Raw genomic sequence first — 26,469 nt, 5'->3', positions numbered from 1 at the left:
GGCCCGACCGCCCCGTCGGGCAGCCGGGCCGTCGTGGTTCCGGGTGTCCTGCGGATCAGACCCCGGCCCCGAGCACCGCGTTGATCCGCTGCGGGTCCCCGCACACGATCAGCAGTGCTCCGGCACGTTCCCGTGCGTCGGTCAGCGCAGCCGCGACCTCACCCTCCCCGTTGACGGCGACGATCACCACGGGGCGGGGCTTCACCCGGTCCGCAGCCGCGGCCCCGGCGAAGAAGACGTCGTCGCCGGCCTTGTGCTGCGCCCAGTAGGCGGCCTCGCCGAAGGAGAGCTCGTGCGCGGCCCACGGGTGCTGCTCACCGGTGGTGAGCACCAGGATCTCGCCCGGCGCACGGCCGGATTCGAGCAGCAGGTCCACCGCTTCGTCGGCGGCGTCGAGAGCGCCACCCACCGAGGCGGGGATCAGCTGGATCTGCGGTGCGGAACGATTCTCCTGCCGACCCGACTGGGGCCGACCGGGAGTGGGGTGCGGGCGCTGCGCCGGGGGCGCGGGCTTCGCGGGGCCGGGCCCGGGACGACCGGGGCGCGGCGTGGCCGCTGAACGCGGGCCGGGTACGGGACGGGGGGTCGACGCGGTACGGCCGGAGGCCGGAGTGGCGCGGGGACCCTGGGCGCTCTCGTGAATCTGAGGCTCCTCGGGGATGAGAGGCATGAGTGGTTGTCTATCAAACGCCGTTGCTCGGGGCGACGGCGGGTGGGTACAGGTGCGCGATCAGAAGTCGAAGCCGAGCTGGCCCCCGCTTTCCAGTGCAGCCGCCTCGGCGGAGATACGGACTTTCTTGAGGTGCTGCCACCTGGGCAACGCGTCGAGGTAGGACCACGAGAGGCGGTGGTGGGGCGTGGGCCCCCGCTCCTCCAGCGCGGCCCTGTGTACGGGCGACGGGTAACCGGCGTTGGCGTCGAAGGCGAAGTCGGCGTACTCGCCGGATTCCGCGCCCAGTTCGGCCATCATCGTGTCCCGGCGGACCTTCGCGATCACCGAAGCAGCCGCGACCGCGATGCAGGACTGGTCGCCCTTGATCACGGTGCGGACCTGCCAGGGCGCTCCCAGGTAGTCGTGCTTGCCGTCGAGGATCACCGCGTCCGGCCGGACCGGCAGGGCATCGAGGGCACGTACAGCGGCCAGACGCAGCGCGGCGGTCATCCCGAGCTCGTCGATCTCCTGGGGAGAGGCGTCGCCGAGACCGAAGGCGGTGACCCAGCGCTCCAGCAACGGCGCCAGCTCCGCGCGGCGCCTGGGGCTGATCAACTTGGAGTCGGTGAGCCCGGCGGGAGGTCTGCGGAGGCCGGTGACGGCCGCGCAGACAGTGACCGGTCCCGCCCACGCTCCGCGTCCGACCTCATCGACACCGGCGACGATCTTGGCACCGGTGGTGGCGCGCAACGAGCGCTCGACGGTGTGCGTGGGTGGTTCGTACGGCATGGCGCCTGTCAGCGTACGCCGATGGCGACGCCGACAAAACCCCGGGGTTCCCGTCGTTCGCCGGAACCTCTCGGCGGATCGAGGAGCGAGTGACGGCACGTCCGCGGGAGCCCGGCCTGCGCGTCCGGGCCGTACCCGTACGGTGCGGTGCCGCCACCTCGGGATATTCGGCCGGTACGGTCCGAACGCGTGGGCCGGGCCGGTCAGTACGGGTCGTAGGGATCGTACTGGTCGACGCCCGTTTCACCGTCGTTGCCGCCCGTGCGTGAAGCCATGCAGGACTGCACCGGATCGCTGGAGATCGGCTTCTTCCGCAGGATGTCCCGGGCCCGTGCCTCGCCCAGGTCGGTGGCGTACCAGGACGCGTCGTCGGAGCGCAGCGACTGCTCGATGTCCATGAGGGCGCAGGAACGCAGCGGTTCGGGCAGTGTGTTCAGGGCCGGCACGGCGTCGGCCGACAGGCCCCTGAGGTAGGAGATGTCGATGGAACGGTCATCGCGGTAGCGCTGGACATTCTGCTCCGCGATCAGTCCGTCCGGCGAGACGAGTCCGAACGTGAGGACGGCGACGGCGGCGCTGACCGCGACGGCTCGCGGCAACAGGCGGGCGCCGAACACTCCCGCGACCAGGATCAGGACGATCACCACGCCGAGCCAGAGTTCGACGGCGGCCACGGATATTCGCAGCCGTGTCAGCCCGTACTCGTCGACGTAGAGATCCATCCTCCTCAGCGCGGAGGCCACCACGGTGAGGGTGAGCAGGCACAGCACGCCGAGCACGCTCCGGACGAGCGTGCGGTCGCCTTCCCGTCCGCGCGGTGCCCAGCGCAGGGCGAGTGCGATGACCAGCAGGGTGAGCAGTGTCGCCCAGAGGAGCTGCCAGAAACCCTGGCGGGCGTACTGGGCGTGGCTGAGGCTCGTCTCGGCCATCACCTTGTCGTATCCGCCGAGCAGGACGGTGAGCTGGATGGCGATGAAGCCGGCGAACAGCAGGTTCAGCACGATGAGGGGCAGGGCCCATTCCACTCGCCCGCGTGCTTTGCCCGGGCGGATGGTGATGCCGTCCCAGCGCACCGGGGCAGCCGCGGCGTATGCGGCGGCGAGTGCACCGATCAGGCCGGTGACGAAGAGGAGGACCCGCCAGGGGCTGTCCTTCATCGACGCATCGGGCATCAGATCGCCGAGCACGTCGGCGAAGGCCGCATCGGCGCTGGCGAACAGCGCCCCGAACACGACGAGCAGAACGATCGCCACGCCGCCGCTGCGCAGGATGACGCCCAGGCGGCCCCGGGAATCCGCAACCCGGGCGTGCACGCCCCGTCCGCCCCAGGCCAGCCCGTCGGCGATGGAGCTGAACAGACCCAGTGAGCCGAGGAACACCCCGAGCCAGCTGCGGCTTCCGTGCAGGGCGAGCGAGCCGAGTGCGATGGCCGAAATGACGGCGAGGAAAACCGGCCATCCGGCATCCCTGAGGGCGGGCAGCGCGAGGAGTGCCAGGCCGCCGACCGCCCAGCAGGCGGTCCACGGGCGGAGGCGGCGGCCGGCCGCCCGCGCGGCGTAGAAGGCCCCGAGCGAGGCGGGAACGGCGACGATCAGCAGATTCGGCCCGAGGCCGTCCCCCAGCAGCAGGGCGCTCAGCAGCGCCGTGACAAGGACGCAGCAGAGCGTCGCGCCGCGGATGGGGGCCGGCGCGGCCGGGCGCAGTCGCGTCAGCACGGGCTCCTGGGGTCTCCGTGGCTGCCAATGGCTGGGCGGCGGTTGCCGTCTGCCCTGCTGTTGTGCGTACTTCGGTGTCCTCGGTGGCTCGGGGATGCCGTCCCCGGGCTCCGGCGGCGCCTTCGCCGATGCGGCCTGCGCGGACGTTCCGACCCGTTCTGTTGGTCCGGACGGCTCGGGGGCTTCTTCCGGCCCGGTGGTTCCTGGCGTGTGATCGGACATGGGACCCCTCCCCTGCCGGGGCCCGCACGCACCACCCGCAGGGCAGCTGCTGGGGCACCCCGGCGTCTCGATTCGGCGCACGCGCGTCAAATGATCATCGACGGCGGCGTGGCCGAAAGAGTAGCCCCTCCCCTTGCCGCTTCCGGCAGAGAGGGAGGGGCTGTGGCAGTACCGTGACAGACGGACGGCACCGGGCGGCGCCTCACGCGTCGGCGGTTCAGGCGGTGTCGCCGTTCCGGCGCGGGAGCCAGTCCGGCAGTTCCTCCGTCTGGGCCGACCAGTCGGCGGGTGGCGCGCCGTTCCTGCCCGCCGCGACGATCCCGCCGACGATCGCGCAGGTGGTGTCGACGTCTCCGCCCGCCTGGGCCGTCGCCCAGAAAGCCTGCTCGAAGTCGCCGAGGCCCCGTGCCGCCGACCAGAGGGCGAACGGGACGGTGTCGTGCGCGCTGGTGCGCCGGCCGTTGCCGAGGACCGCCGCGACGGTGCCGGCATCGTCGTAGTCGAGCATGTCGCGGGCCCGGCGCAGTCCGGCACCCACCGCGCTGCGCGGTACGAGGGCGATCACGCCGTCGAGCAGGTCTGTCGGGGTGGGTGGGCCGGTGTCCGCCGCCGCCAGGGAGGCCGCGGCCGCGACCGCCATGGCGCCCACGACCGCCTCGCGGTGCTGGTGCGTGGTGTAGGAGGAGATCTCGGCCTGGTGGGTGGCCTGCTCCGGGTCGTCCGCGTACCAGGCGCCGAGCGGCGCGATGCGCATGGCCGAGCCGTTGCCCCAGGAGCCCTGGCCCTGGAACAGCGCGGAGGCCAGCTCCCGCCAGTCGCCGCCTTCACGGACCAGCCTGAGCATGCGGTTCACGGCGGGGCCGTATCCCCGGTCGAAGTCATGGTGCTCGGCAAAGGACCGGGCCAGTGCGTCCTGGTCGATCCGCTGGTGCTCCCCCAGCACGGCCAGCACCGAGACGGCCATCTCGGTGTCGTCCGTCCATTGCCAGGGACCGGACGGGAGTTCGCGCCGCTTCAGCAGCGGATAGTTGACGGGGACAAAGAACTGGGAGCCCAGTGCGTCTCCCACGGACAGTCCGTGCAGGCTGGCGAGGGCTCGTGCGAAACGTTGGTCGGAAGCAGAGTCAGCGGTTGTCATCGCCCATCCACTCTATCCGGTGATGCCGTAGGGCTCAGGGGTTCTCCAGCGTTCGAAGGGCCGGTCGAGGGTGTACCGCCCGTCCTCGCCGAGTATCAGCGTCCTGGTCTCCCCGTTGCCCGGATTGGACAGTGACTCGAACTCGGCCACCGACCAATGGAACCAGCGCATGCAGAACAAACGCATGGTCAGCCCATGCGTGACGAGCAGGACGTTCTCCGGGTGGTCGGGGGCTTCGAAGCTCCTGTACAGGCTCTCCAGGAAAGCCCCGACCCGGTCGTACACATCGGCTCCGGACTCCCCCTGCGCGAAGCGGTAGAAGAAGTGGCCGTACGCGTCGCGGTACGCCTTCTGCAGGCGCACGTCGTCCCGGTCCTGCCAGTTCCCCCAGTCCTGTTCCCGCAGTCGTGGTTCCTCCCGGACCCGGACCCGTTCGAGATCGAGGCCGAAGGACCGGAAGGTGTCGTGGGTGCGGCGGTAGGGCGAGATGTACACGCTGACGCGCTCCCGCCCGAACATCTCTCGCAGCCGCAGCCCCGTCTCCCTGGCCTGCCTCAGCCCTGTCGCGGTGAGCCTCAGCGCGTGGTCCGGCACGCGCTCGTACACCGTGTCGTCTGCGTTGCCCTCGGACTCCCCGTGCCGGACGAGGACGATGCGTTGCGGTCGTGCCATGTACCGACCCTAGATCGAGCACGGCTCATTCGAGCAGTTGTCCGGACCCCATCCGACGGATCTCACCGGTGAAGCGGTGGCGCAGCAGCCGGTCGTGGGAGACGACGACCAGCGCGCCCCGCCAGTGGGCCAGTGCCTCTTCCAGCTCCTGCACGAGACCGAGTGCCAGATGGTTCGCGGGCTCGTCGAGCAGCAGCAGGTCCGCGGGCCGGGCCAGCAGGCGGGCGAGAGCGAGCCGTCTGCGCTGCCCGGCGGAGAGCGATCCGGCCGGCACCCGAAGGTCCCGGGGGCGGAACAGTCCGTATGAGAGCAGCAGTTCCACCTGCTCGTCCTCGGTGAGGGGCAGCCCTCGGCCGAATGTCGCGAGTACGCGCTCCGTCGGGCGGTTCACCGGCACCTCCTGGGCGAGGTAGCCGATCCGACCCCGCCGGACCACGCGCCCCGCGTCCGGTTCGAGCACGCCCGCCATGACGCGGAGCAGGGTGGACTTCCCCGCGCCGTTGCCCCCGTGGATCAGGATCCTGTCGGTCGCCGCCACGGAGAGCCGGTCGATCGCGAGCCGGTCGCCGACGCGTATGCCGGTCAGCGAGACGAGCTCGCCCCCGGTCGTACCGGCGGCGGGCAGGGCGGCGAAGCGCAGTGGGTCGGGCGGCCGGGGGACCGGCTGCTCCCTCAGCCGCTCCAGGCGCTTCTCGGCATTGCGGATCCGGCCGGACACCGAGGCCTGGACCCGGCCCCCGGCCCGGTCGTAGGCCATCTTGTTGTTGTCCTTGATGGCGTGGCCGGCCGCGACGCCGTGGGCAGTGGTCGTCGTGTACTCCTCCAGCCGCGCGGTTTCCTCGCACCACTGGGCGTAGGACTGTTCCCAGCGTCGTCGTGCGGCGTCCTGCTCGGTCCGGAATCCCGAGTAGCCGCCCCCGTAGCGCACGACCGTGCGCCGGTCGGCGTCGACCTCCAGCACCGCCGTGGCCACCCGTTCCAGGAAGACCCGGTCGTGGGAGACCGCGACCACCGTGCCGGTGTGTGTCAGCAGGGCGCTCTCCAGCCAGTCGAGAGCCGCCCCGTCCAAGTGGTTGGTGGGTTCGTCGAGCAGCATCACCTCGGGGCTCGCCGCGATCAGGCAGGCGATGCCGAGCCGTGCCTGCTCGCCGCCGGAAAGGCTGCCCAGTCCCCTGTCCGGTCCTATGTGGGCGAGACCGAGACCGTGCATCGCCTTGTCGACCCGCGCGTCCGCCTCGTATCCGCCGCGTGCCTCGAACTCGGTGAGCAGGTCACCGTAGGAGGCGAGCGCGGCCCGGTCGGCCGTACCGAGCTTCGCCTCGGCTTCGCGCAACCGCTGTTCCATCGTGCGCAGTTCGGCGAGCGCGTCGTCGATCACGTCCTGGACCGTGCTGTCGGGCGGCAGTCGCGGGGTCTGGGCCAGCAGGCCCGTACCGCCGTCCGCGGCCGTGAACGCGCTTCCGGAATCGGGGCGTTCGAGGCCCGCGAGCAGGCGGAGCAGGGTCGTCTTCCCCGCGCCGTTCTCCCCCACGATGCCGATCCGTTCACCGGGGCGCACGGTCAGTGAGACATCGTCGAGCAACAGCCTTTCACCTCGGGACACGGACACATCGCGCAATGAGATCTGCGTGGGCAAGAGCGCCTCCGGACTGAGTCGTTCGGGAAACAGGTCGATCTGGGGACAGGGGCGACAGCGGCCGGCGGCCGGGCCGCCGACGAACGGACCCGGCGAGCTCAATCAAATGCCACCGTTGTCGCATTAAGGCGAGTGTGGCACACTGAAATCCACTAACGCAACTGGAGTGGCAATTGAATGAGCAAGAAAACACCTCGCCAGCCGGGACACCGACGGCCCCGCTCGCGCCCGGCACCCGCCGTCCCGGCGGTCGCACCGCCCGGACCCGGGCGGCGGTCCGGGACGCCGTGCTCACCGGGCTGGTGGAACACGGCTACCCGGGCCTCACCGTCGAATACGTCGCGGAGCACGCCGGCATCCACAAGACGACCCTCTACCGGCGCTGGGGGAACATCGAGGGGCTGGTCGCGGACGCCCTCGACCTGGCCGGAGAGGACAGTTGGGCGCCGCCCGACACCGGAAGTCTGGAGGGGGACCTGCGCGCGCTGGCGCACACGACGGCCGAGTCCTTCACCACCCCCGCCACGGCGGCCGCGCCGACCGCCTTCATCGCCGCGGCGTTCCAGTCCAGACGCGCCGCGGAGGCGCTGAACGCCTTCTATGCGGAGCGGTTCGCACGCTGCGAGGCCATCGTCGCGCGCGCCGTGGCCCGACACGAGCTGGACCGGAGAACAGATGCGGGGGCGCTCGTCAGAGCCGTCGTGTCACCGCTGTTCCTCAGACTGTTCATCACCCGCGAGCCCGTCGACGGGGAGTTGGCCGACCAGTGCGCCGCCGCTGCGCTGACGGCCGCCCGAGCCGGGGTCTTCGACACCGCGACCGCCCCGGAAGGCACCGACGCCCCGGCCGGGCCCGCCTGATCGGCGGCTCGCAGCATCCGCGGCCGGCCGTCCGTCCCCACCACCGGCGCGGCCGGATCCGCCGCGCCGAGCCGTCACACCGTCCAGGAGGGTTCCAGTTGCACGACGTCTCCCGCCAGCGCCGTCACGTCGTCCTCGGTCTGCGCCCGTTGCGACAGTCGCTCGATGCTCCCCGCCCGGTACTTGCCCCGCTCGGCGCTCGACTGCCACATGGACAGCACCAGGAACTCGTGCCCCGGCGCCTCGCCGAACACTCCTCGCAGCATGCCGGGCGATCCGGCCATCGCCGGGTTCCACACCCGTTCCTGCATCAGCGCGAAGTGCTCCACCCGGTCTTCGCGCACCTTGCTGTGCGCCACCCTGATGACGTCCGCGTCGGTGAAGCGCGGCTCAAAACCGGTCTTCACATCGAAGCGGTACTCGAACAGTTTGACCTGAATGCCACTGTACGTACCGGACTGCGCGGCTGCCAGATCGTCGTGTATCCGCGCCATGAACGAGTCGTAGAAGACACGGTTCTCCCAGAAGGCGAAGACATGCGCCACGTCCGGGCGTTCCCGGCTCCACCCGCCGCCCTGCCCCCTGAATCCGGGCTCGCCCAGCAGCTCCGCCCACTTCCGCTGCCCCCGTTCAAAGCCTCGACGGTCCACCACGGTGCAACGAATCCACTTGACCAGCACCGCGCCATCGTACGGCGCCGGGCGTGGCGCGGGTCACCCTCCGGCGGGGCCGCAGTGGCCCGATTCCGCCATCGAGGGCCAAGTCGGTTGGATCCGCGGTCCGTTACGGACATGATCGGGTGGAACGAACGGCCCGAGGGCCCGGCGGCAAGCCAGGGAGGCAAGTCCGATGAGCACGCCCAACAAGGACATCGAGAAGGTCGAAGTCAGGCTCAAATGGGATCCCAGTCCTTCTGGCACTCCCGACCATGACCTCGACATCATCGCGGCGACGTACCTCGCGGACGCGCCGTACGGCGCCCCCGCGTATCTGGTGCACTTCGACAGCCGTTCGCCGGACGGCACCATCAACCTCAACCGCGACAGCAGGACCGGTCAGGGCTTCGGTTTCGACGAGGTGATGACGCTGGAGCTGAGCCGGCTGGCATCCACGTACGCCCGGGTCGTCGTCGGGGTCGCCATCCAGCAGCGCGACGGCCGCAAGGCGTTCGCCGACATACCGAACACCGGCGTCCAGATCCGGGAGGGCTACACGAACCTGGCGGAGGACGACTTCTCCGCGGTCGGCACCGCCACCGCGGCGACCGTCGCCGAGTTCGTCCGCGGCGCCTCCGGTGCCTGGGAGTTCCGCAGCATGGTTCGCGGCTTCGACGGGGACCCCGACTCGTTCGCCGGTGAAATGGGAAACCGTACGCCCGGGGCGTGACGGGTCACGGCACGCCGAGGAGGTCGGCGGGCAAGGCGCCGACCGGTATGCCGAAGGGGACCGGCCACCGAGCGGTCCCCTTCGTGCCGCGGACCACTGTCCGGCCGCTCCCCCGCCCGGAGCGTCCCGCACTCAGTCGCGTTCGAAGCAGTGCGTGCGGCCGATCGCGGAGAAGCCTCGGCGCTCGTACCAGTGGCGCGGCCAGTCCTCCTCGGCGGCCGACAGGAAGCGGGTGCCACAACCCTCGGCGGCGGCCGAGCGCAGAGCGGTGGCCAGGACGGCGTCGGCGTGACCGCCCCCGAGGTGGGCCTTCGAGGTGACCAGGTCCTCTATCTGGGCCGTACCGGTCCTCGGGTCCAGATAGAGGTCGGCCCATGAGGCGACCTCGCCCTCCTCCGTGCGGGCGCCGATGAAGCGCACGATGTCGGCCCCGCGCCGACGGGCCTCGCGCCGGTCGACGAGGTGGCGCACTGCCTCGTCGTCCACGTCCGGGAGGAATTCCCGCCACTGCCGGGCGAGTGGAGCGCGCAGCGCGTCGAGGTCCACCTCCTCCGCGGACCCGCCGGTCGGCACCGGCCCGGCGTGCAGCATGAGCAGATAGGTGGAGTGTGTGTATCCGGCCCGGATCAGCGGCTCCGCGCACGCCGCCGCGATGCCGTCGTCGAGCACGGAGATCATCCGGTGGTTCAGATGTCCCAGCGTCTCCTCCGCGACGGCGGGCAGCGCCCCGGGATCCACGGCCGCGCCGATGAAGATCTGGTTGTTCGCGCGGGAACGGGCGAATGTGTCGTCGAGTACGGCGAATCCGCCCGGGAGTTCGACGACTCGCTCGGCCTGGCGGCGGGCGAAGTCGGTCAAGAAGGCGGTGATCCGCTGGAGTTCCGGGCTCGGCATGGGGGGACTCTACGCAGCCGTGAGCCACGGGCACCTTCGAATTGTTCCGCGGGGAGGACAAGTCCCCGGTGTCCCGGAGTGCTTCACCGTCGGAGGCCGGTAACGCGCTCCGTGCGGCTTCGACGCGCGAAGGACACGGAATTTCCGAACCTTCGCCGTCCCGGCACGCCGGAAAGGGTGCCGGCCCATGGCCGACACCCTTCCTCATGCGCGGTCCGGTGTCCTCAGCGGCGGACGCTCAACGCCGCGTCGGACTCGATCGCACCCGGTATCAGCTGCAACCGCTGGTCGAGCCGCAGCCCTCGCAGATGTAGCAGGATCCGGCGCGCTGCATCTTCGTGCCGCAGGAGAAGCAGAGCGGCGCGTCCGCGCTGATGCCCAGCTGCATCTCGACGAGTTCCGCCGAGGTGTGCGCGGTCTTCGGCGCGGGCTTCTCGGCCTCCTGCACCGCGGCCACCGCCTTCAGCGGCTCCGTCCGCAGCGGTGCGGACTGGGCCAGGCCCTCGACGTCCAGTTCCTCGTCCTCCAGGGAGGGTTCGTACGAACCGGTGTCGAGGTGGCGCTGACGCTCCTCGGCCGAGTGGATGCCCAGGGCGGAGCGGGTCTCGAAGGGCAGGAAGTCCAGCGCGAGGCGGCGGAAGATGTAGTCGACGATCGACTGTGCCATCCGCACGTCCGGGTCGTCCGTCATGCCGGCCGGCTCGAAGCGCATGTTGGTGAACTTCGAGACGTACGTCTCCAGCGGGACGCCGTACTGCAGACCGACCGAGACGGCGATGGAGAAGGCGTCCATCATGCCCGCGAGAGTCGAACCCTGCTTGGACATCTTCAGGAAGACCTCGCCGAGACCGTCGTCCGGGTAGGAGTTGGCGGTCATGTAGCCCTCCGCGCCGCCCACCGTGAAGGAGGTGGTGATGCCGGGGCGGCCCTTGGGGAGACGCTTGCGGACCGGGCGGTACTCGACGACCTTCTCGACCGCGGTACGGATGGTCTCCTCGGCCTTGGCCGTGACCTCCGCCTTCTCCTTCTCCTTGGTCTTCGCGGAGAGGGGCTGGCCGACCTTGCAGTTGTCGCGGTAGATGGCGAGCGCCTTGACGCCCATCTTCCACGCCTCGAAGTAGACCTCCTCGACGTCCTCGACGGTGGCCGTCTCCGGCAGGTTCACCGTCTTGGACAGGGCGCCGGAGATCCACGGCTGGATCGCGGCCATCATGCGGACGTGGCCCATCGCGGAGATGGAGCGCTCGCCCATGGCGCAGTCGAAGACCTCGTAGTGCTCGGTCTTCAGACCGGGGGCGTCGATCACGTTGCCGTGCTCGGCGATGTGGGCGACGATCGCCTCGATCTGCTCCTCCTGGTAGCCCAGGCGGCGCAGGGCCTGCGGGACGGTGCCGTTCACGATCTGCATCGAGCCGCCGCCGACCAGCTTCTTGAACTTGACCAGGGCGAGGTCGGGCTCGAGACCGGTGGTGTCACAGGACATCGCGAGACCGATGGTGCCGGTGGGCGCGATGACCGAGGCCTGCGAGTTGCGGAAACCGTTCTTCGCGCCGAGGCGGATCACGTCCTGCCAGGCCTCCGTGGCGGCGGCCCAGATCGGGCTGTCCAGGTCGTCCATGCGGACGGCCGCGGCGTTGGCGTCGGCGTGCTGCTTCATGACGCGCTGGTGCGGCTCGGCGTTGCGGGCGTAGCCGTCGTACGGGCCGACGACCGCGGCGAGTTCGGCGGAGCGCTTGTACGAGGTGCCGGTCATCAGCGAGGTGATGGCCCCCGCGAGGGCGCGGCCGCCGTCGCTGTCGTAGGCGTGGCCGGTCGCCATCAGCAGGGCGCCGAGGTTGGCGTAACCGATGCCCAGCTGACGGAAGGCGCGGGTGTTCTCACCGATCTTCTGGGTCGGGAAGTCCGCGAAGCAGATGGAGATGTCCATCGCGGTGATGACCAGCTCGACGACCTTGGCGAAGCGCTCGGACTCGAAGGACTGGTTGCCCTTGCCGTCGTCCTTGAGGAACTTCATGAGGTTCAGCGAGGCGAGGTTGCACGAGGTGTTGTCCAGGTGCATGTACTCGCTGCAGGGGTTCGAGCCGTTGATCCGGCCGGACTCCGGGCAGGTGTGCCACTGGTTGATCGTGTCGTCGTACTGGATGCCCGGGTCGGCGCACGCCCAGGCCGCCTCCGCCATCTTGCGGAAGAGGGACTTGGCCTCGACCTCCTCGATGACCTCGCCGGTCATCCGGGCGCGCAGCCCGAACTTGCCGCCGGCCTCCACGGCCTTCATGAACTCGTCGTTCACCCGGACCGAGTTGTTGGCGTTCTGGTACTGGACCGACGTGATGTCGTCGCCGCCCAGGTCCATGTCGAAGCCCGCGTCGCGCAGGGCGCGGATCTTCTCCTCCTCCTTGACCTTGGTCTCGATGAAGTTCTCGATGTCGGGGTGGTCGACGTCGAGAATGACCATTTTGGCCGCGCGTCGGGTGGCGCCGCCGGACTTGATCGTTCCGGCGGAGGCGTCGGCGCCGCGCATGAAGGAGACCGGACCGGAGGCGTTGCCGCCGGAGGACAGCAGCTCCTTGGAGGAGCGGATGCGGGAGAGGTTCAGGCCGGCACCGGAGCCGCCCTTGAAGATCATGCCCTCTTCCTTGTACCAGTCGAGGATCGACTCCATGGAGTCGTCGACGGACAGGATGAAGCAGGCGGAGACCTGCTGCGGCTGGGGCGTGCCGACGTTGAACCAGACCGGCGAGTTGAAGCTGAAGATCTGGTGCAGGAGGGCGTACGCCAGCTCGTGCTCGAAGATCTCGGCGTCCGCGGGAGAGGCGAAGTAGCCGTGGTCCTCGCCGGCCTTGCGGTACGTCTTCACGATCCGGTCGATGAGCTGCTTCAGACCGGTCTCGCGCTGCGGGGTGCCGACGGCCCCGCGGAAGTACTTGCTGGTGACGATGTTGACCGCGTTCACCGACCAGAAGTCGGGGAACTCGACGCCACGCTGCTCGAAGTTGATCGAGCCGTCGCGCCAGTTGGTCATGACGACGTCACGGCGCTCCCACGTCACCTCGTCGTACGGATGCACGCCGGGGGTGGTGTGGATGCGCTCGATGCGCAGACCCTTGCTCGCCTTGGATCCCTTGGTACGGGAACCTCGTGCCGGGCCGCTCGCCGTCTCTGTCATGCCGCCTCCCATATGTGGGCAAAAACGCCCTGAAGTGCCCAGAACTTCCCGGGGCACAGTCTGTCTCTGATGCTTCGGGCACCACACAGCGCCCGAAGCAGGTTCATGAAGCCGCCCCACCGCCGGTCCACGGACCCGTGGCGGCAGGCCGGTGCCGCTCTAGTCGGCGGCGACGGCGGGAACGGGGACCGCGGGGGTCTCGCCCTTCCCGCGTTCTTTCGCGGGAGGCCGCTCCTCACGGAGTTCCGCGATGGCGGCCTCGAAGTCTTCGAGTGTGTCGAACGCCCGGTACACGGACGCGAAGCGCAGGTACGCGACGAGGTCGAGTTCCTGCAGGGGGCCGAGGATGGCCAGGCCCACGTCGTGCGTGGTCAGCTCGGCGCTGCCGGTGGCACGCACCGCCTCCTCGACCCGCTGGCCGAGCTTGGCGAGGGCGTCCTCGGTGACCGGCCGGCCCTGGCACGCCTTGCGCACGCCGGAGATGACCTTGGTGCGGCTGAAGGGCTCGGTCACGCCGCTGCGCTTCACCACCATCAGCGAACAGGTCTCCACCGTGGTGAAACGGCGGGAGCAGTCGGGGCACTGGCGGCGGCGTCGGATGGACGTGCCGTCATCGGTGGTGCGACTGTCGACGACCCGGCTGTCGGGGTGCCTGCAGAAGGGGCAGTGCATGGCTCCCAACCCTCCTTCACAGCACGACTGAATAGCCTCTGCAGGGCCCGCAGGGGCCCCTCGAAGCAGTGACAAGCATAGGCGATGGCCACACCCCCGGCCGACCGGGGACCACAACTTCTGGGCGGCCGAGGCAATCCAACCACTAGATCTTGGGTTTGGTTGCACATCCAGCCCTACCGCGTGTCGTGCATCACGAGCGATCGGCAGGCAGCGTACGGCCGTGGAAGAGGGTACGGGAACGGCGGGGCGGCCAGGATCGCGGGGCTCCCGCTGTCGGACCCCGACAACACCCCGGAGCCCTCCCGCGCGACCGCCCCGGTCCGTCCGCCCCGCGCGCCGGCGACGCCCCGGCGGCCGCTACCGTGAACCGCCCGGATCACCGGCCGGCCCGGCGGTGGATCATGACACCCGGCCACCGCCCATACACCCAGCGGTCAGCACTGGACAGACTTTTATTCGTTTTTCACTCGAACGTGTGTTTGGCGCAACCTTTCGAAAGCTACTACCGTTGTCCAGCCAGGGAGACCATTCGAGAGGGGCCGACGTGACCACCACCGCAGACAGCGCCACCATCACCGTCCAGGACCGCTCCCAGAGCCGATTCGAGCCGGTGCATGCCATGAATGACTCAGTCACGAACATGGAGGGGCCGGAGCCCGCGCGCCCAGCGCGCTCCTTGCCCGGTCGACCTCCCGGCATCCGGGCGGACAGCTCGGGGCTCACGGACCGGCAGCGGCGGGTGATCGAGGTGATCCGGGACTCCGTGCAGCGGCGCGGCTACCCGCCCTCGATGCGCGAGATCGGCCAGGCGGTGGGCCTGTCCAGTACGTCCTCCGTCGCCCATCAGCTGATGGCCCTGGAGCGCAAGGGGTTCCTGCGCCGCGACCCGCACCGCCCCCGGGCGTACGAGGTCCGCGGCTCGGACCAGCCCAGCTCGCAGCCCACCGACACGACCGGCAAGCCCGCGGCGTCGTACGTACCGCTGGTCGGCCGGATCGCGGCCGGTGGTCCGATCCTCGCCGAGGAGTCGGTCGAGGACGTCTTCCCCCTCCCCCGCCAACTGGTCGGTGACGGAGAGCTGTTCGTCCTCAAGGTCGTCGGCGACTCGATGATCGAGGCGGCGATCTGCGACGGCGACTGGGTCACCGTGCGCCGCCAGCCCGTCGCGGAGAACGGTGACATCGTGGCCGCCATGCTCGACGGCGAGGCCACGGTCAAGCGCTTCAAGCGGGAGGACGGCCATGTGTGGCTGCTCCCGCACAACTCCGCGTACCAGCCGATCCCCGGCGACGAGGCGACGATCCTCGGCAAGGTGGTGGCGGTACTGCGGCGGGTGTGACGACCCGCCCGCTCGGACCGGGCCCCGGGATCCACTGCGCCGATCCCGGGGTCTGCCCATGCCCCGGTTCCCTCGCGCACGGGCACCCTTACGCCGGGACACCCGCGCCCGCGTACGGGTGCCCGTGCTTGAGCGTCCCGGTCCGGCCTACTTGCCGTCGGCCTTGGCCGCCGCGTCGATCGCCGCGAGCGAGCGGCGCGCCTGGTTGCGGTCGGTGGTGTACCAGAAGTCGGGCAACGAGGCGCGCAGATAGCTCCCGTACCGGGCGTTGGCCAGGCGCGGGTCGAGTACCGCGACCACTCCCTTGTCCCCCGTGGCCCGTACGAGCCGACCGGCGCCCTGGGCCATCAGAAGCGCCGCGTGTGTCGCCGCGACCGCCATGAACCCGTTGCCCCCCGCCTCCTCGACCGCCTTCTGGCGGGCGCTCATCAGCGGATCGTCGGGGCGCGGGAACGGGATCCGGTCCATGACCACCAGCTGGCAGCTGGCCCCCGGCACATCGACGCCCTGCCAGAGCGACAGCGTGCCGAAGAGGCAGGTCTCCGGATCGGCCGCGAAATTCTTGATCAGCTCGCCAAGCGTCTCCTCGCCCTGCAGCAGGATCGGCTTGTCAAGTCGGCCCCGCAGCTCCTCGGCGGCGGCCTGGGCCGCCCGCATGGAGGAGAACAGCCCGAGGGTGCGCCCCCCGGCCGCCTCCACCAGCTCGGCGAGCTCCTCCAGCATGTCGGTGCGGGACGCCTCCCGCCCCGGGGTGGCCAGGTGCCGGGCGACGTACAGGATGCCCTGCCTCGGGTAGTCGAACGGGGAGCCGACGTCCAGCCCCTTCCACTGCGGGAGGTCGTCGCCCGTGGTGCCCTCGGGGGCGAGACCCAGCGAGGCCCCCACCCCGTTGAAATCCCCGCCGAGCTTGAGCGTGGCCGAGGTGAGGACGACGGACCGCTCGGTGAAGAGCTTCTCGCGCAGCAGCCCCGAGACGGAGAGCGGGGCGACCCGCAGCGAAGCGCCGAAGCGGTCGTGGCGCTCGTACCAGACGACGTCGTACTCCGAGCCCTGGGTGATGCGCTCGGCGACGCCGTGGATCGTCTCCACCGACGCCAGGGCCTGCTTGCGGACGGCGTCCTCGTCCTGGACGGACTTGTCCCGGGTGGCCCCCAGCGCCGAGATCACCGTACGCGCGGCGTCGCGGAGCGCCAGCAGCGCGTAGTTGAGGTCCTCGGGAACCTCCTCCAGACGGCCGGGGAGCGCCAGCTCCATCACCCGCTCGAACCCCTCCGACGCGGTCTGCAGGGCGTCGGCCGCCTTCTCGTTGACCAGCTTCGCCGCCCGGCGCACGGCGCGGTTGACCTGGCTCGGGGTGAGCTCGCCGGTGGCCACTCCGGTGACCCGGGAGACCAGCTCGTGGGCCTCGTCGACAATCAGCACCTCGTGCTGCGGGAGGACCGGGGCGCCCTCGATGGCGTCGATGGCGAGCAGGGCGTGGTTGGTGACGACGACATCGGCGAGCTTGGCCTGCTCCCGGGCCAGCTCGGCGAAGCACTCCGCACCGTACGCGCATTTGCTCGCGCCGAGACATTCGCGGGAGGAGACCGAGACCTGCGCCCAGGCGCGGTCGGAGACCCCGGGGGTCAGGTCGTCGCGGTCGCCGGACTCGGTCTCGTCGGACCAGTCCCGCAGTCGCAGCAGGTCCTGACCGAGCTTGCTCGACGGGGCCGCGGCCTCGAACTGGTCGAAGAGCCCCTCCTCCTCGTCCTGCGGCACCCCTTCGTGGAGCCGGTGCAGACAGAGGTAGTTCGAGCGGCCCTTGAGCATGGCGAACTGGGGGCGCCGGCGCAGCAACGGGTGGAGGGCGTCGACCGTGCGCGGAAGATCCCGCTCCACGAGCTGCCGCTGCAGCGCCAGGGTCGCCGTGGCCACCACGACGCGCTCCCCGTGCGCCAGCGCGGGCACCAGGTAGCCGAGGGACTTGCCGGTGCCGGTGCCGGCCTGGACGAGCAGATGGGAATTGTCGTCGACGGCCTCGGCGACGGCCTCGGCCATGGCGGCCTGGCCCGGCCTTTCCGTACCGCCGACGGCGGTCACGGCGGCGTGCAGGAGATCGGGGAGGGATGGCTTCGTCATAGCCCGACCACCCTACGGGGCGCCACTGACAACGGCGATCACTCCCGGCCTCAGGAGGAGGGGTGCAGCGGATTGGGAATGGTCCCGTGGATGGCGGCGTGCGGGCGTTCGGGGCGGTCCCGGTATCCGTCGACGTGCAGACGGTTGCGGTTGAGACAGAGCCGCTCGATCCGGGGTGCGAGCAGGTCGAACGTCTCGAACCGCTCCTTCAGCTCGGGGAAGCGTGCGTGGTACCGCAGGATCTCGGCGCGGACAAGTGACCAGAAATCGGCCTCCGGGACCCCCAGCTGTTCCTCGCACAGCGGGGAGAGGAAGCGGAACACCCCGACGAACAGTCCGGCCTGGATGAACTGGGTGAGGAAGGAGGGCTCCTCGGTGAGCAGGGTGCGGCGCACGTCCTCGGGCATCGACTCGTGCTCCGGCAGCGGCCGGGCGCTGACGTTCACGTCGTCCACGAAGTCCTTGATCGCCAGGCGCACCGGCACGTCCTGCTCGTCGAAGACCACGATGGCGTTCTCGCCGTGCGGGGAGAAGACCGTGCCGTAGCGGTAGAGGAAGTGCAGCAGCGGCGGGAGCAGCGCGGCGAACAGCCGGGTCAGCCAGGCGGTGGGGGCGAGTCCGGAGCGGGCGACGAGCTCGGCGGTGAAGGCACGTCCCTGCGGGTCGGCGTGGAGCAGCGAGGCGAGGGTCCGGGCCCGCTCGCCCGGTGCGAGCCGGGGCTGGAGGGGTTCGCGCCAGATCGCGCCGAGGATCTCCTTGAACTGGTACGGGGCCTCGGGGAGGCGGTCGTAGAGCGGGTGCTCGACCGTGACCGAGGCGACCTCGCCGAGCAGGATGACCCCGCAGGTGTCGCGGAGGAAGGCGTCCTGGTCGCGCAGGCCCTGGACCCAGGTGGTGACGGCGGGGGCCGCGAGGGTGCGCTCGGTCGGCAGTCCCCGCCAGACCAGCGTGTTGAGGATCGACAGGGGCAGCTTGACGGTGTGCCGGTCGGTGCGGGTCACGTTGGAGAAGGTGCGGATGGACTGCTGCGGTAGCCGGAGGTCCGGGTCGGCGGGGAGCGGCACGATGTCGTCGGTGGCGATGGCGGGGGCGAAGACCGGGACGATCCATTCGTCCCACTGCCAGGGGTGCACGGGGAGGAAGAGGTAGTCGTCCGGGTCGAGGCCGCGGCCGCGGAGCTCGGCGGCGAAGGAGTCGCGGACCGCCGGATCGAGTTCCCGGGTGTACAGCCGCTCGGGGTCGGCCAGGCCGCCCGCCCCGCGGTAGGCGGCGATCTTCGTGGAGACCGCGATCCACGGCAGCCTGACCGGGTGGCGGGCCTCGGGGGTGTGGCGGGAGGTGTCGGCGGCGGAGAGACCGAGGCGGCCCTTGTTGGCGACGAGCCAGGGGTGGCCGGTCTGGTGTCCTTCCAGCTCGGCGTAGTCGAGTTCGGCCAGCCGGGCCGCCGGGAGCGCGGTGTGGTCGAGCCGGGCGTCGGCGGCGAGGGTGGTGGTGATCTCGCGGATGAGGTGGCCGAGGGTGGCGCCGTCGATGTCCAGGAGGTGGCGGGCCCGTACGAGGAACCGCAGCGGGTCCCGGAAGGGGACGGGGCCGGTCTTCTCGTCGCCGGGGGGTGCGCCGGGCGTGTTCGGGGCGTGGTCCGCGCCCGCCGGGTCCTTCGGTGCGCTCCCCCGTGTCTCGACGATCGAGTCGGGGTCGACCCGCCAGCTGTCGTACACGCCCCGGCGGGCCCGGAAGCCGAGGACGGCGCCGTCGTCGAGCCCGAGGGTGTAGGTGTCGCCGTCCCCGCCCTCCTGGGCGACCGGCTCGACGAGTTCCTCGTAGGCGAATTCGGCGAGCATCTTCGCGAGCAGTCGGGCGGCGGCCCGGTCCCAGACCGTCCGGTTCAGTTCCGGCGCGCTGAGCAGCTCGACGGGCTCCGCCAAATCATGGCTCGTGGGATATTTCGGCACGGTGACTCCTCGGGACGGAACCGATGGGGTTCGGACGATATGAGTTGCACGGCAGTTCGTTCACAGGTGGGCACGGTCGTTCGCAGGTGGGCACGGGCGTTCACAGGTGGACGCGGTGGGCGCGGTCGCGGACCATCAGGGCGGCTCGCTTGTCGGGAAGTTCGAGTTCGGCGGAGAAGCGGAATCCTGCGCTCAGGAAGGCGGAGACCGACGGGGTGTTGCGGAGGTCGGGCTCGGCGACGACCCGGGCGCATCGCGGGCGGTTGTCGAGCACGAGGTCGGAGACGGCCCGCAGCAGGGTGGTGCCGATGCCGCGGCCGCGGTTGTTCACGCCGCCGATGAGCAGGTGGATTCCGGTGTCGTGCGGTCGGGCGGGGTAGTGGCGCGCCAGCGGGTCGAGATCCGCGCGGTAGATCTCCCAGTAGCTCATGGGAACGCCCGCCAGGACGCCCAGGCACGGGACGCTGCGTCCGTCGCCCTCGATCTGGGGGCGGAGGTGGTCGGCCGTGACGGTCTCCGGTCCGGCGAGTTCCCAGAAGGCCGCGACGGCGGGGTCGTTCATCCAGCGGCTCAGCACGGCGAGGTCGCGCTCCAGTCGTACCGGGACGAGCTGGAACACTCCGGCCGGGGTGGTGACCGGTCGCCAGTCGGCCGGGTGGTCGAGCAGATCGGACGGGGGCGCCCCGCCCGTGACCGGGCGGGAAACGGCCGCGCCCGCGCCGTCCGTGCGGGACGACGCGGGCGCGGCCGGTGCCGGGGTGGCCGCCGGGTCCTCCCCGAACAGGGCGAGGATTTCTCCGGAGAGCGGCAGGTCCAGGGTGTCCTCGGCGCCCGTGTCGGCCTGTGCGGCGGAAACGGGGCCCGCGTCGGCGTGCGCATCGGCGGGAGCCATGGTGTCGCTCTCCTCTCGGCGGACCAGGCGGGGGTCGTGTCCCCTCAGGCACACAGGGGGTTGGCAATGGTGACGTAGACGGACTGGGTGTCCACCGGACCGACGAGTTCGTCGAGACCGTGCAGCCTGGTCAGCAGGTTGGCCTTGCACCGCAGCCGGGTCTTCTCCAGCAGCTGCGCGGGCAGCGGGGAGCCCAGGGCGGCGACCGAGCCGAGGAATCTGCGGAAGGCCGCGACGAGTACCCGTTCGTCGGCGAGCTGCTGGGCGCCGAACGCCCCGATCAGGCCGAACACGTTGTTGATGCCGAGGTAGTAGGCGAAGCGCTCGTCGGTCACCTCGTCGGAGACGAAGGTGTCGCTGTCCGATCCGATGCCGGGGAGCCGGTGCTCCAGCACCGTGCGGTGGGACTCGCGGAAGTAGTAGCCCTGGTTGTCGCGGTAGCGGCCGCCGATGGGCCAGCCCTCCGGGTCGAGCAGCACCAGGGTGTTCTGCTGGTGGGCTTCGAGGGCCACGCCCGCGTGCGCGTCGAGCCAGAGCACCGGGCGCACGACGCGGTCCAGGTAGCGCAGGAACCACTCGGCCGCGACCTCCGGCACGGCCCTCCCGGTGGCGGCAGCCAGGGAGCGGACGATCTCGGCGAGGCGCGAGCGCATTCCCGTCCTGCCCGGCCACGGGCGGGGGGCGGTCAGCGCGGCGATGCAGACCGCGTCGTCGTGCCGTCCGAAGGGGTTGTGGCGGATCATCACGTCGAACCCGGCGATGGGATTGCCGTCCACGTAGTCGACGGCGATCCAGGCGGGGTCGCGGACGATGTCGAAGCCCGGGTGGGCCGCGTGCCACTGGGTGGCGAGGCCGGTGCGGAGCAGTCGGTGCACCTCCACGCCGCGGTGGAGTTCCTTGCGGAGGTTCTCGCGGCGGGAGTTGGTGATGCGTACGCCGAGGGAGAGCTTGAGCATGAACTGGGCGCCGGGGCGGTGCACGGTGCGGACGGAGGAGGTGGGGTGCCAGCGCTGCCCGTGGGGCCCCAGGTCGTAGAGGATTCCGGCGTCGAGCAGGGCGGCCACTTCGGGGCGGTGGCGGAGTTCCCGGGCCTGCCAGGGGTGGAGCGGGATCGGCTCGGTGGCGACGGGGAGGCGCAGTCCCTCGGCGTACGGGGCGATCAGTTCCATGGCCTGCACGGGGCGGCCTCTCTCGGTCCAGGCGGAGTCGTCGTCCAGCACGGACCGGTCGGCGGCCATCCAGTGCAGCTGGAAGGACCCGTGCGACTCGGGCGAGTAGCGGCGGGATTCGGAGTCGGAAAGTCCCTCACGGCTCTTGGGGGTGGGGTGGAGCGGGTGGCCGAGGAGCAGCGACTGCTCGGCGGTGAGGAAGAGGTCCGCTCCGGCGGGGGCCTCGGGGGCCCGGCGCCGTTCCTCGATGAAGCCGGCGGTCCGCCGTACCGAGTCGGCCACCCGGGCCACCATGTCGGCGCCCTCGTCCCGGTCGGCCTCGCGGCCCAGGAGGGCGGCGATCGTGACGGCGTCGGCGGCCGGGGCTCCTTCGGGCGCCCCTTCCAGGGCCGGTGTCCCGAAGCGGTGCCAGCCGGTGGCCGACCAGTAGTGGACGGGGACGAGCAGGGCCGTTCCGCTGGCGGGGAGGGGGATGCGGAGGGTGTCCCCGTCCGGCCGGGACAGGTCGCACTCCCGGGCCCAGCAACGCAGCAGGTTCTCGACGCCCGCGGCGTCGGCGGCCCGTCGTGGGTCGGGGTGGTCGAGGAGGTCGGTGGGCACCGAACCGTCGGCCGTCGCCTCGGGGAGGTACCACTCGTCGTACGGTGCCGCTTTCTGGCACGGCACGACGGACTGTTCGATGGACTGCTCGAGGGACTGCTCGAGGGACTGCTCGATGACGAGGTTCCCGGCGGGGCCGACCGGCCCTCGTTGCTGGGTGGGGGAAGGGCCGTCGGTGTGGGGGGCGGAGGTGGGGTTCACGGCGGTCTTTCTCGTGAGGGTGTCCGGGGTCAGCGGACCGACCCGGTCGTGGTCCGGCGGAACGACAGCCGCTCGGCGGCTGCCAGGGCGTCGGCGAGGCGGTCCACGACCGCTGTTGCCTGTTCGTCGGTGAGGGTGAGGGGTGGCAGGAGGCGTACGACGGAACTGTGGCGTCCGCCGAGTTCGACGATGAGTCCCCGGTGCAGGCACTCCTGCTGGACGGCTGCGGCGAGGACCGGGGCGGGCGGGGGTTCGGGGCCGTCGCCGGGCGCGGCGCCCCCGGGGTCGACCAGTTCGAGCCCGAGCATCAGGCCGCGCCCCCGTACGTCGCCGACGGTGGGGTGGTCGGCGGCCAGCGCCCGGAGGGCGGCGAGCATGCGGGCCCCGAGCGTGGCGGCCCGCTCGTCCAGGCGGTTCTCCCGTACGAAGGCCAGGGTGGCCGTGCCCGCCGCCATCGCGAGCTGGTTGCCCCGGAAGGTGCCGGCGTGGGCGCCCGGTTGCCAGGTGTCGAGCTCGGAGCGGTAGACGATCACGGCGAGCGGGAGGGAACCGCCGATGGCCTTGGAGAGCACCATCACGTCGGGCACGATCCCGCTGTGCTCGACGGCCCAGAAGGCACCGGTGCGGCCGACGCCCGTCTGGACCTCGTCGACGACGAGCGGGACGGACCGGGCCGCGGTGATCTCCCGCATCCGGCGCATCCAGCCGTCGGGGGCGGGGTTCACTCCCCCTTCGCCCTGTACCGGTTCGAGGATCATTCCGGCCGACGGGGGCGTGCCCCCCTTGGGATCGTCCAGGAGGTTCTCGGTCCACCGGGCGGCGATCTCCGCGCCGCGCTCGCCGCCGATGCCGAAGGGGCAGCGGTAGTCCTGTGGGAAGGGCAGCCGGGTGACCCGTACGTCCTCGGCGCCGCCCGAGGCGGCGAGGGCACCCGCCGTCATCCCGTGGTAGGCGCCGGTGAAGGCGAGGAGTCCGCTGCGGCCGGTCGCCCCGCGGACCAGTTTGAACGCCGCCTCGACCGCGTCCGTCCCGGCCGGCCCGCAGAACTGGATGCGGGCGTCGTCGGCGAACTCCTTCGGCAGCGTGGCGAAGAGTTCCGTGGTGAAGGCGTCCTTGACCGGGGTGGCCAGATCGAGGACGTGCAGCGGGGCGCCCGAGTCGAGGACCTTCTTGATCGCCTCCAGGACGACCGGATGGTTGTGCCCCAGGGCCAGGGTGCCCGCTCCGGAGAGACAGTCGAGGTAACGCCGTCCGTCCGCGCCCTCGATGGTCAGTCCCCGCGCCCTCACCGGCACGATCGGCAGTGAGCGCGCATAGGTACGGGCGGCGGATTCGCGCAGCGACTGGCGGCGCAGGATCCCCTCGTGCACCGCCGGTGCTGCCACCGGAGCTGGTTCGGTCACGGCCACTGCTGTCGGTCCTCCCGCGGTAACGGTTGCGTTGCACATCCGGGCGTCGGCGCACGGACGGACTGCGGGGGTGAACCCCGTCCCGGGCTCCCCCGCCCGTACCAACGACGCCGGGCACGCCGGATCACGGGTAAATCGGAAGATCCTTGTGGCCGCGGAACCACGGCCCTGCCGCACGCCGTCCCCATCGGCACCGGCATAGTGGGGGCCGCACAGGATCCCGAACAGCCTTCCGGCGATCCGTCGGACGTTCGGGCCGGGCGGCTCGGAGCAGTACCGCAGTGCAGTACAGAAGTGTTGAGTTACGAAGAAGTCCCAGGGGGATCACCACATGCGACTCATACGACCGGCCCGCGCCGCACGCCGGGGAACGGCACTCCGCCGGTCCTCCTCGGTGCTCGCCGCGGCCGCGGCCGCCACCGTCCTCGCGCTCACCGCCACCGCCTGCGGGCCGGAGGAGGACAACGCGGGCGGCGAGCCGAGTGCCTCCACCGGCCAGTCCTCGGGCGGCGGGATCACCATCCCGGACGACCTCAAGAACCGGCTCAAGGAGCACGGGATCGATCCGGACAAGTGGCGGAACGGCGAGTGGAAGAACTGGGACAAGGACAAGTGGCTGCGCGAGGCCAAGGACTTCGTCAACCCGATCATCGAGGACCTCTGGGACCCGGACCGGATGCGGGACGCGGACAAGGCGCCGCAGAAGCCGGTCGACAACGACATCTCGGGTGACAAGGGCGTCACCGACCCGACGCCCGCCCCGGTCCGGGCCGCCGGGGTGGAGACCCCGTACCACGCCAACGCCCCGGAATCCGGGAAGCTGCTCTTCGACGGTCCGAAGGGCTCCATGGTCTGTTCCGCGACCGTGGTGAAGGACCCGGCGCACCCGGGGAAGTCCAACATGGTGTGGACCGCCGGGCACTGCGTGCACGCGGGCAAGCAGGGCGGCTGGTACCGCAACATCGCCTTCGTGCCCTCGTACAACAACGAGGGCCTCTCCCTGGCCGAGCTGAAGAAGGCGACCAAGCAGCAGATCGCGCCCTACGGCGTGTGGTGGGGCGTCTGGGCCCAGACCTCCGAGCAGTGGATCTCGCAGGGCGCCTCGACCGGCGGGCTGGGCGCTCCGTACGACTTCGCCGTGCTGCAGGTCGCGCCGGAGAAGGGCTCGACGGGCAAGTCCCTGGAGGAGACGGTGGGCTCCGCGCTGCCCGTGGAGTTCAACGCCCCGGCCGTGCCGAAGATCGAGAGCATGACGGCAACCGGCTACCCGGCCGCCCCGCCCTACGACGGCCAGAAGGCGTTCCAGTGCGCGGACAAGCCGGGCCGGCTCTCGCTGGTCGAGCAGGATCCCACGATGTACCGCATCGGCTGCAGCATGACCGGCGGTTCCTCCGGCGGCGGCTGGGTGGCCGCGGGCCAGGACGGCAAGCCCGCGCTGGTGTCCAACACCTCCATCGGTCCGGTCACGGCCGGCTGGCTCGCCGGGCCGCGGTTCGGCAAGGAGGCCAAGGGCATCTACGAGGCGGTCAGCAAGAAGTACGCGGGACAGTGACGACGCGCCGTCGCCCGGACCGGTCCGGGCGACGGTGACGGCATCTCGGGGCCCCGGCGCGGGAGTTGTGCGCCGGGGCCCCGGCACGTGCGCCGCCCCTCCCCGCCGGTTCCGGTGGCGAAAAGCGCCTCCGGAACCGTCATAGGGTGGGGCTGCGTCCTGGGCGGCCATCGGATCCGACCGCCCTTCCACGTGACAAGTTCATGGCAATTTCAGTGATTTCAGGGGGAATTCCTTCCATGCGATCCATACGTTCGCTGCTCGCCGCGACCGGCATCGCCGCCGCGCTCGCGCTGACGGCCACGGCCTGCGGGCCGGAGGAGGACAACGCGGCCGACAAGCCGGCCGCCGCCGAATCCGCCGGTGGCGAGAACAGCGGCGGTTCCCTCTCCGACGAGCTGGCCGAACAGCTGAAGAAGCACGGCGTCGACCCGGACAAGTGGCGGAACGGCGAGTGGAAGAACTGGGACAAGGACACGTGGCTGCGCGAGGCCAAGGACTTCGTCAACCCGGTCATCGAGGGGCTGTGGAAGCCCGAGCGGATGAAGTCCGCCAAGGACCCGGCGAAGACCCTGGCGGCCGGTGACGTCTCCGGCGGCCAGGGCGTCAGCGACCCGGAGCCCGCCCCGGTGACGGCCGTGCGCGAGAAGACCCCCTACCACGACTACGCGGCCCCGGTCGGCAAGGTGTTCTTCGACTCCCCCGAGGGTTCGATGGTCTGCTCCGGCACGGTCGTCAAGGACCCGGAGAACCCGGGGAAGTCCAACCTGGTGTGGACCGCCGGGCACTGCGTGCACGCCGGTTCGAAGGGCGGCTGGTACCGCAACATCGTCTTCGTGCCCGCCTACAACGACGAGGGCAAGTCCGCCGCCGCGCTGAAGAACGCGCAGCCGCAGGAGGTCGCCCCGTACGGCGCGTACTGGGCGGACTGGGCGACCACGTCCGGGGAGTGGATCACCGGCGGCGGACCCACCGGGGGCGAGGGCGCCCCCTACGACTACGCGGTGCTGCACGTGAAGCCGGAGCGCGGCACCAAGTCGCTGGAGGAGACCGTCGGCAACGCCCTGGCAGTCGAGTTCGACGCCCCCGAGATCTCGCGGATCAGCGGCATGGGCGCCTGGGGCTACCCGGCCGCTCCCCCGTACGACGGCCTGATCATGCACAAGTGCGTGGACCGTCCCGGGCGGCTCTCCATCAGCCCGAGCACTCCGGCGATGTACCGCATCGGCTGCACCATGACCGGCGGTTCCTCCGGCGGCGGCTGGTTCGTGAAGGGCCGTGACGGAAAGTCCGTGCTGGTCTCCAACACCTCCATCGGGCCGGTGACCTCGGGCTGGCTGGCCGGTCCCCAGCTGGGAGCGGGCGCCGAGGAGGTCTTCACCACGATGACCGACAAGTTCGCCGGCCGGTAACGGGACGGCGGCCGTACGCC

The 26,469-nt window shown here is 70.9% G+C and carries 20 protein-coding genes; 5 read left to right on the top strand and 15 right to left on the bottom strand.

Going from position 1 to position 26,469, the window contains the following annotated elements:
• Positions 1–55: 55 nt before the first annotated feature.
• From OCT49_RS27280 to OCT49_RS27255, 6 genes are all read right to left on the bottom strand, one after another.
• On the bottom strand, positions 56–670 hold the full coding sequence (locus tag OCT49_RS27280; RefSeq protein ID WP_283854440.1) for a hypothetical protein: 615 nt from the start codon (positions 668–670) through the stop codon (positions 56–58).
• A 60-nt stretch (positions 671–730) separates the two neighbouring features.
• Positions 731–1,441, bottom strand: coding sequence for a ribonuclease HII (rnhB, locus tag OCT49_RS27275; protein WP_283854439.1), 711 nt, complete (start codon positions 1,439–1,441; stop codon positions 731–733).
• A gap of 203 nt (positions 1,442–1,644) precedes the next feature.
• Entirely contained in the window at positions 1,645–3,378 is a 1,734-nt protein-coding gene (locus OCT49_RS27270; RefSeq protein ID WP_283854438.1) for a DUF4153 domain-containing protein, read from the bottom strand.
• Between the two features lie 217 nt (positions 3,379–3,595).
• Positions 3,596–4,516 carry an ADP-ribosylglycohydrolase family protein gene (locus OCT49_RS27265; protein WP_283854437.1) on the bottom strand — a complete coding sequence of 307 codons (921 nt, stop codon included), beginning with the start codon at positions 4,514–4,516 and terminating at the stop codon, positions 3,596–3,598.
• A gap of 12 nt (positions 4,517–4,528) precedes the next feature.
• Positions 4,529–5,188: a histidine phosphatase family protein gene (locus tag OCT49_RS27260; RefSeq protein WP_283854436.1), complete on the bottom strand. Its 660-nt coding sequence runs from the start codon at positions 5,186–5,188 to the stop codon at positions 4,529–4,531.
• Positions 5,189–5,213: 25 nt separating this feature from the next.
• The gene (locus tag OCT49_RS27255; protein WP_283854435.1) at positions 5,214–6,824 is read right to left on the bottom strand and encodes an ABC-F family ATP-binding cassette domain-containing protein; all 1,611 of its coding nucleotides are present in this window, start codon (positions 6,822–6,824) and stop codon (positions 5,214–5,216) included.
• A gap of 173 nt (positions 6,825–6,997) precedes the next feature.
• On the opposite strand from OCT49_RS27255, the gene OCT49_RS27250 reads away from it, so the two are divergent.
• The gene (locus OCT49_RS27250; RefSeq protein WP_283854434.1) at positions 6,998–7,684 is read left to right on the top strand and encodes a TetR/AcrR family transcriptional regulator; all 687 of its coding nucleotides are present in this window, start codon (positions 6,998–7,000) and stop codon (positions 7,682–7,684) included.
• A 74-nt stretch (positions 7,685–7,758) separates the two neighbouring features.
• On the opposite strand, the gene OCT49_RS27245 is transcribed toward OCT49_RS27250, so the two are convergent.
• Entirely contained in the window at positions 7,759–8,364 is a 606-nt protein-coding gene (locus tag OCT49_RS27245) for a YdbC family protein (RefSeq protein ID WP_283854433.1), read from the bottom strand.
• 169 nt (positions 8,365–8,533) lie between these two features.
• Between OCT49_RS27245 and OCT49_RS27240 the strand changes: the two genes are divergently transcribed.
• On the top strand, positions 8,534–9,070 hold the full coding sequence (locus OCT49_RS27240; RefSeq protein ID WP_283854432.1) for a TerD family protein: 537 nt from the start codon (positions 8,534–8,536) through the stop codon (positions 9,068–9,070).
• Between the two features lie 132 nt (positions 9,071–9,202).
• Here the strand turns inward: OCT49_RS27240 and OCT49_RS27235 are convergent, their stop codons facing one another.
• The 3 genes from OCT49_RS27235 to nrdR all read right to left on the bottom strand — a co-directional run bounded on the left by OCT49_RS27235 (position 9,203) and on the right by nrdR (position 13,802).
• Positions 9,203–9,964 carry a GNAT family N-acetyltransferase gene (locus OCT49_RS27235; RefSeq protein WP_283854431.1) on the bottom strand — a complete coding sequence of 254 codons (762 nt, stop codon included), beginning with the start codon at positions 9,962–9,964 and terminating at the stop codon, positions 9,203–9,205.
• Positions 9,965–10,235: 271 nt separating this feature from the next.
• Positions 10,236–13,130: a vitamin B12-dependent ribonucleotide reductase gene (locus OCT49_RS27230; RefSeq protein ID WP_283854430.1), complete on the bottom strand. Its 2,895-nt coding sequence runs from the start codon at positions 13,128–13,130 to the stop codon at positions 10,236–10,238.
• Positions 13,131–13,289: 159 nt separating this feature from the next.
• Positions 13,290–13,802 carry a transcriptional regulator NrdR gene (gene nrdR / locus OCT49_RS27225; RefSeq protein ID WP_283854429.1) on the bottom strand — a complete coding sequence of 171 codons (513 nt, stop codon included), beginning with the start codon at positions 13,800–13,802 and terminating at the stop codon, positions 13,290–13,292.
• Positions 13,803–14,349: 547 nt separating this feature from the next.
• Between nrdR and lexA the strand changes: the two genes are divergently transcribed.
• Complete coding sequence (lexA, locus tag OCT49_RS27220) at positions 14,350–15,144, top strand: transcriptional repressor LexA (RefSeq protein ID WP_283854428.1); 795 nt, start codon at positions 14,350–14,352, stop codon at positions 15,142–15,144.
• A gap of 147 nt (positions 15,145–15,291) precedes the next feature.
• On the opposite strand, the gene OCT49_RS27215 is transcribed toward lexA, so the two are convergent.
• The 5 genes from OCT49_RS27215 to OCT49_RS27195 form a co-directional block, all read right to left on the bottom strand.
• Positions 15,292–17,262, bottom strand: a complete 1,971-nt coding sequence (locus tag OCT49_RS27215) for an ATP-dependent DNA helicase (RefSeq protein ID WP_283854427.1) — start codon at positions 17,260–17,262, stop codon at positions 15,292–15,294.
• A gap of 50 nt (positions 17,263–17,312) precedes the next feature.
• Positions 17,313–19,214: an IucA/IucC family protein gene (locus OCT49_RS27210; RefSeq protein WP_283854426.1), complete on the bottom strand. Its 1,902-nt coding sequence runs from the start codon at positions 19,212–19,214 to the stop codon at positions 17,313–17,315.
• A gap of 100 nt (positions 19,215–19,314) precedes the next feature.
• Positions 19,315–20,106 (bottom strand): GNAT family N-acetyltransferase, encoded by a 792-nt coding sequence (locus tag OCT49_RS27205; RefSeq protein WP_283854425.1) that lies wholly within the window; start codon positions 20,104–20,106, stop codon positions 19,315–19,317.
• Between the two features lie 44 nt (positions 20,107–20,150).
• The gene (locus OCT49_RS27200) at positions 20,151–22,076 is read right to left on the bottom strand and encodes an IucA/IucC family protein (RefSeq protein WP_283854424.1); all 1,926 of its coding nucleotides are present in this window, start codon (positions 22,074–22,076) and stop codon (positions 20,151–20,153) included.
• A gap of 29 nt (positions 22,077–22,105) precedes the next feature.
• Positions 22,106–23,485 (bottom strand): diaminobutyrate--2-oxoglutarate transaminase family protein, encoded by a 1,380-nt coding sequence (locus tag OCT49_RS27195; protein WP_283854423.1) that lies wholly within the window; start codon positions 23,483–23,485, stop codon positions 22,106–22,108.
• A 331-nt stretch (positions 23,486–23,816) separates the two neighbouring features.
• Here OCT49_RS27195 and OCT49_RS27190 point away from each other — a divergent pair, with 331 nt between their 5' ends.
• Both OCT49_RS27190 and OCT49_RS27185 read left to right on the top strand, forming a co-directional pair.
• A complete protein-coding gene (locus OCT49_RS27190) occupies positions 23,817–25,037 on the top strand; it encodes a trypsin-like serine peptidase (RefSeq protein WP_283854422.1) in 1,221 nt (406 codons plus the stop codon).
• A gap of 239 nt (positions 25,038–25,276) precedes the next feature.
• The gene (locus OCT49_RS27185; RefSeq protein WP_283854421.1) at positions 25,277–26,449 is read left to right on the top strand and encodes a trypsin-like serine peptidase; all 1,173 of its coding nucleotides are present in this window, start codon (positions 25,277–25,279) and stop codon (positions 26,447–26,449) included.
• The last annotated feature ends 20 nt before the right edge of the window (positions 26,450–26,469 follow it).

This window comes from Streptomyces sp. ML-6, assembly GCF_030116705.1.
In the GTDB taxonomy this organism is placed as follows: Bacteria; Actinomycetota; Actinomycetes; order Streptomycetales; family Streptomycetaceae; genus Streptomyces.
Note: the sequence above shows the minus strand (reverse complement) of the source record. Positions and strands in the feature narration are given on the sequence as shown.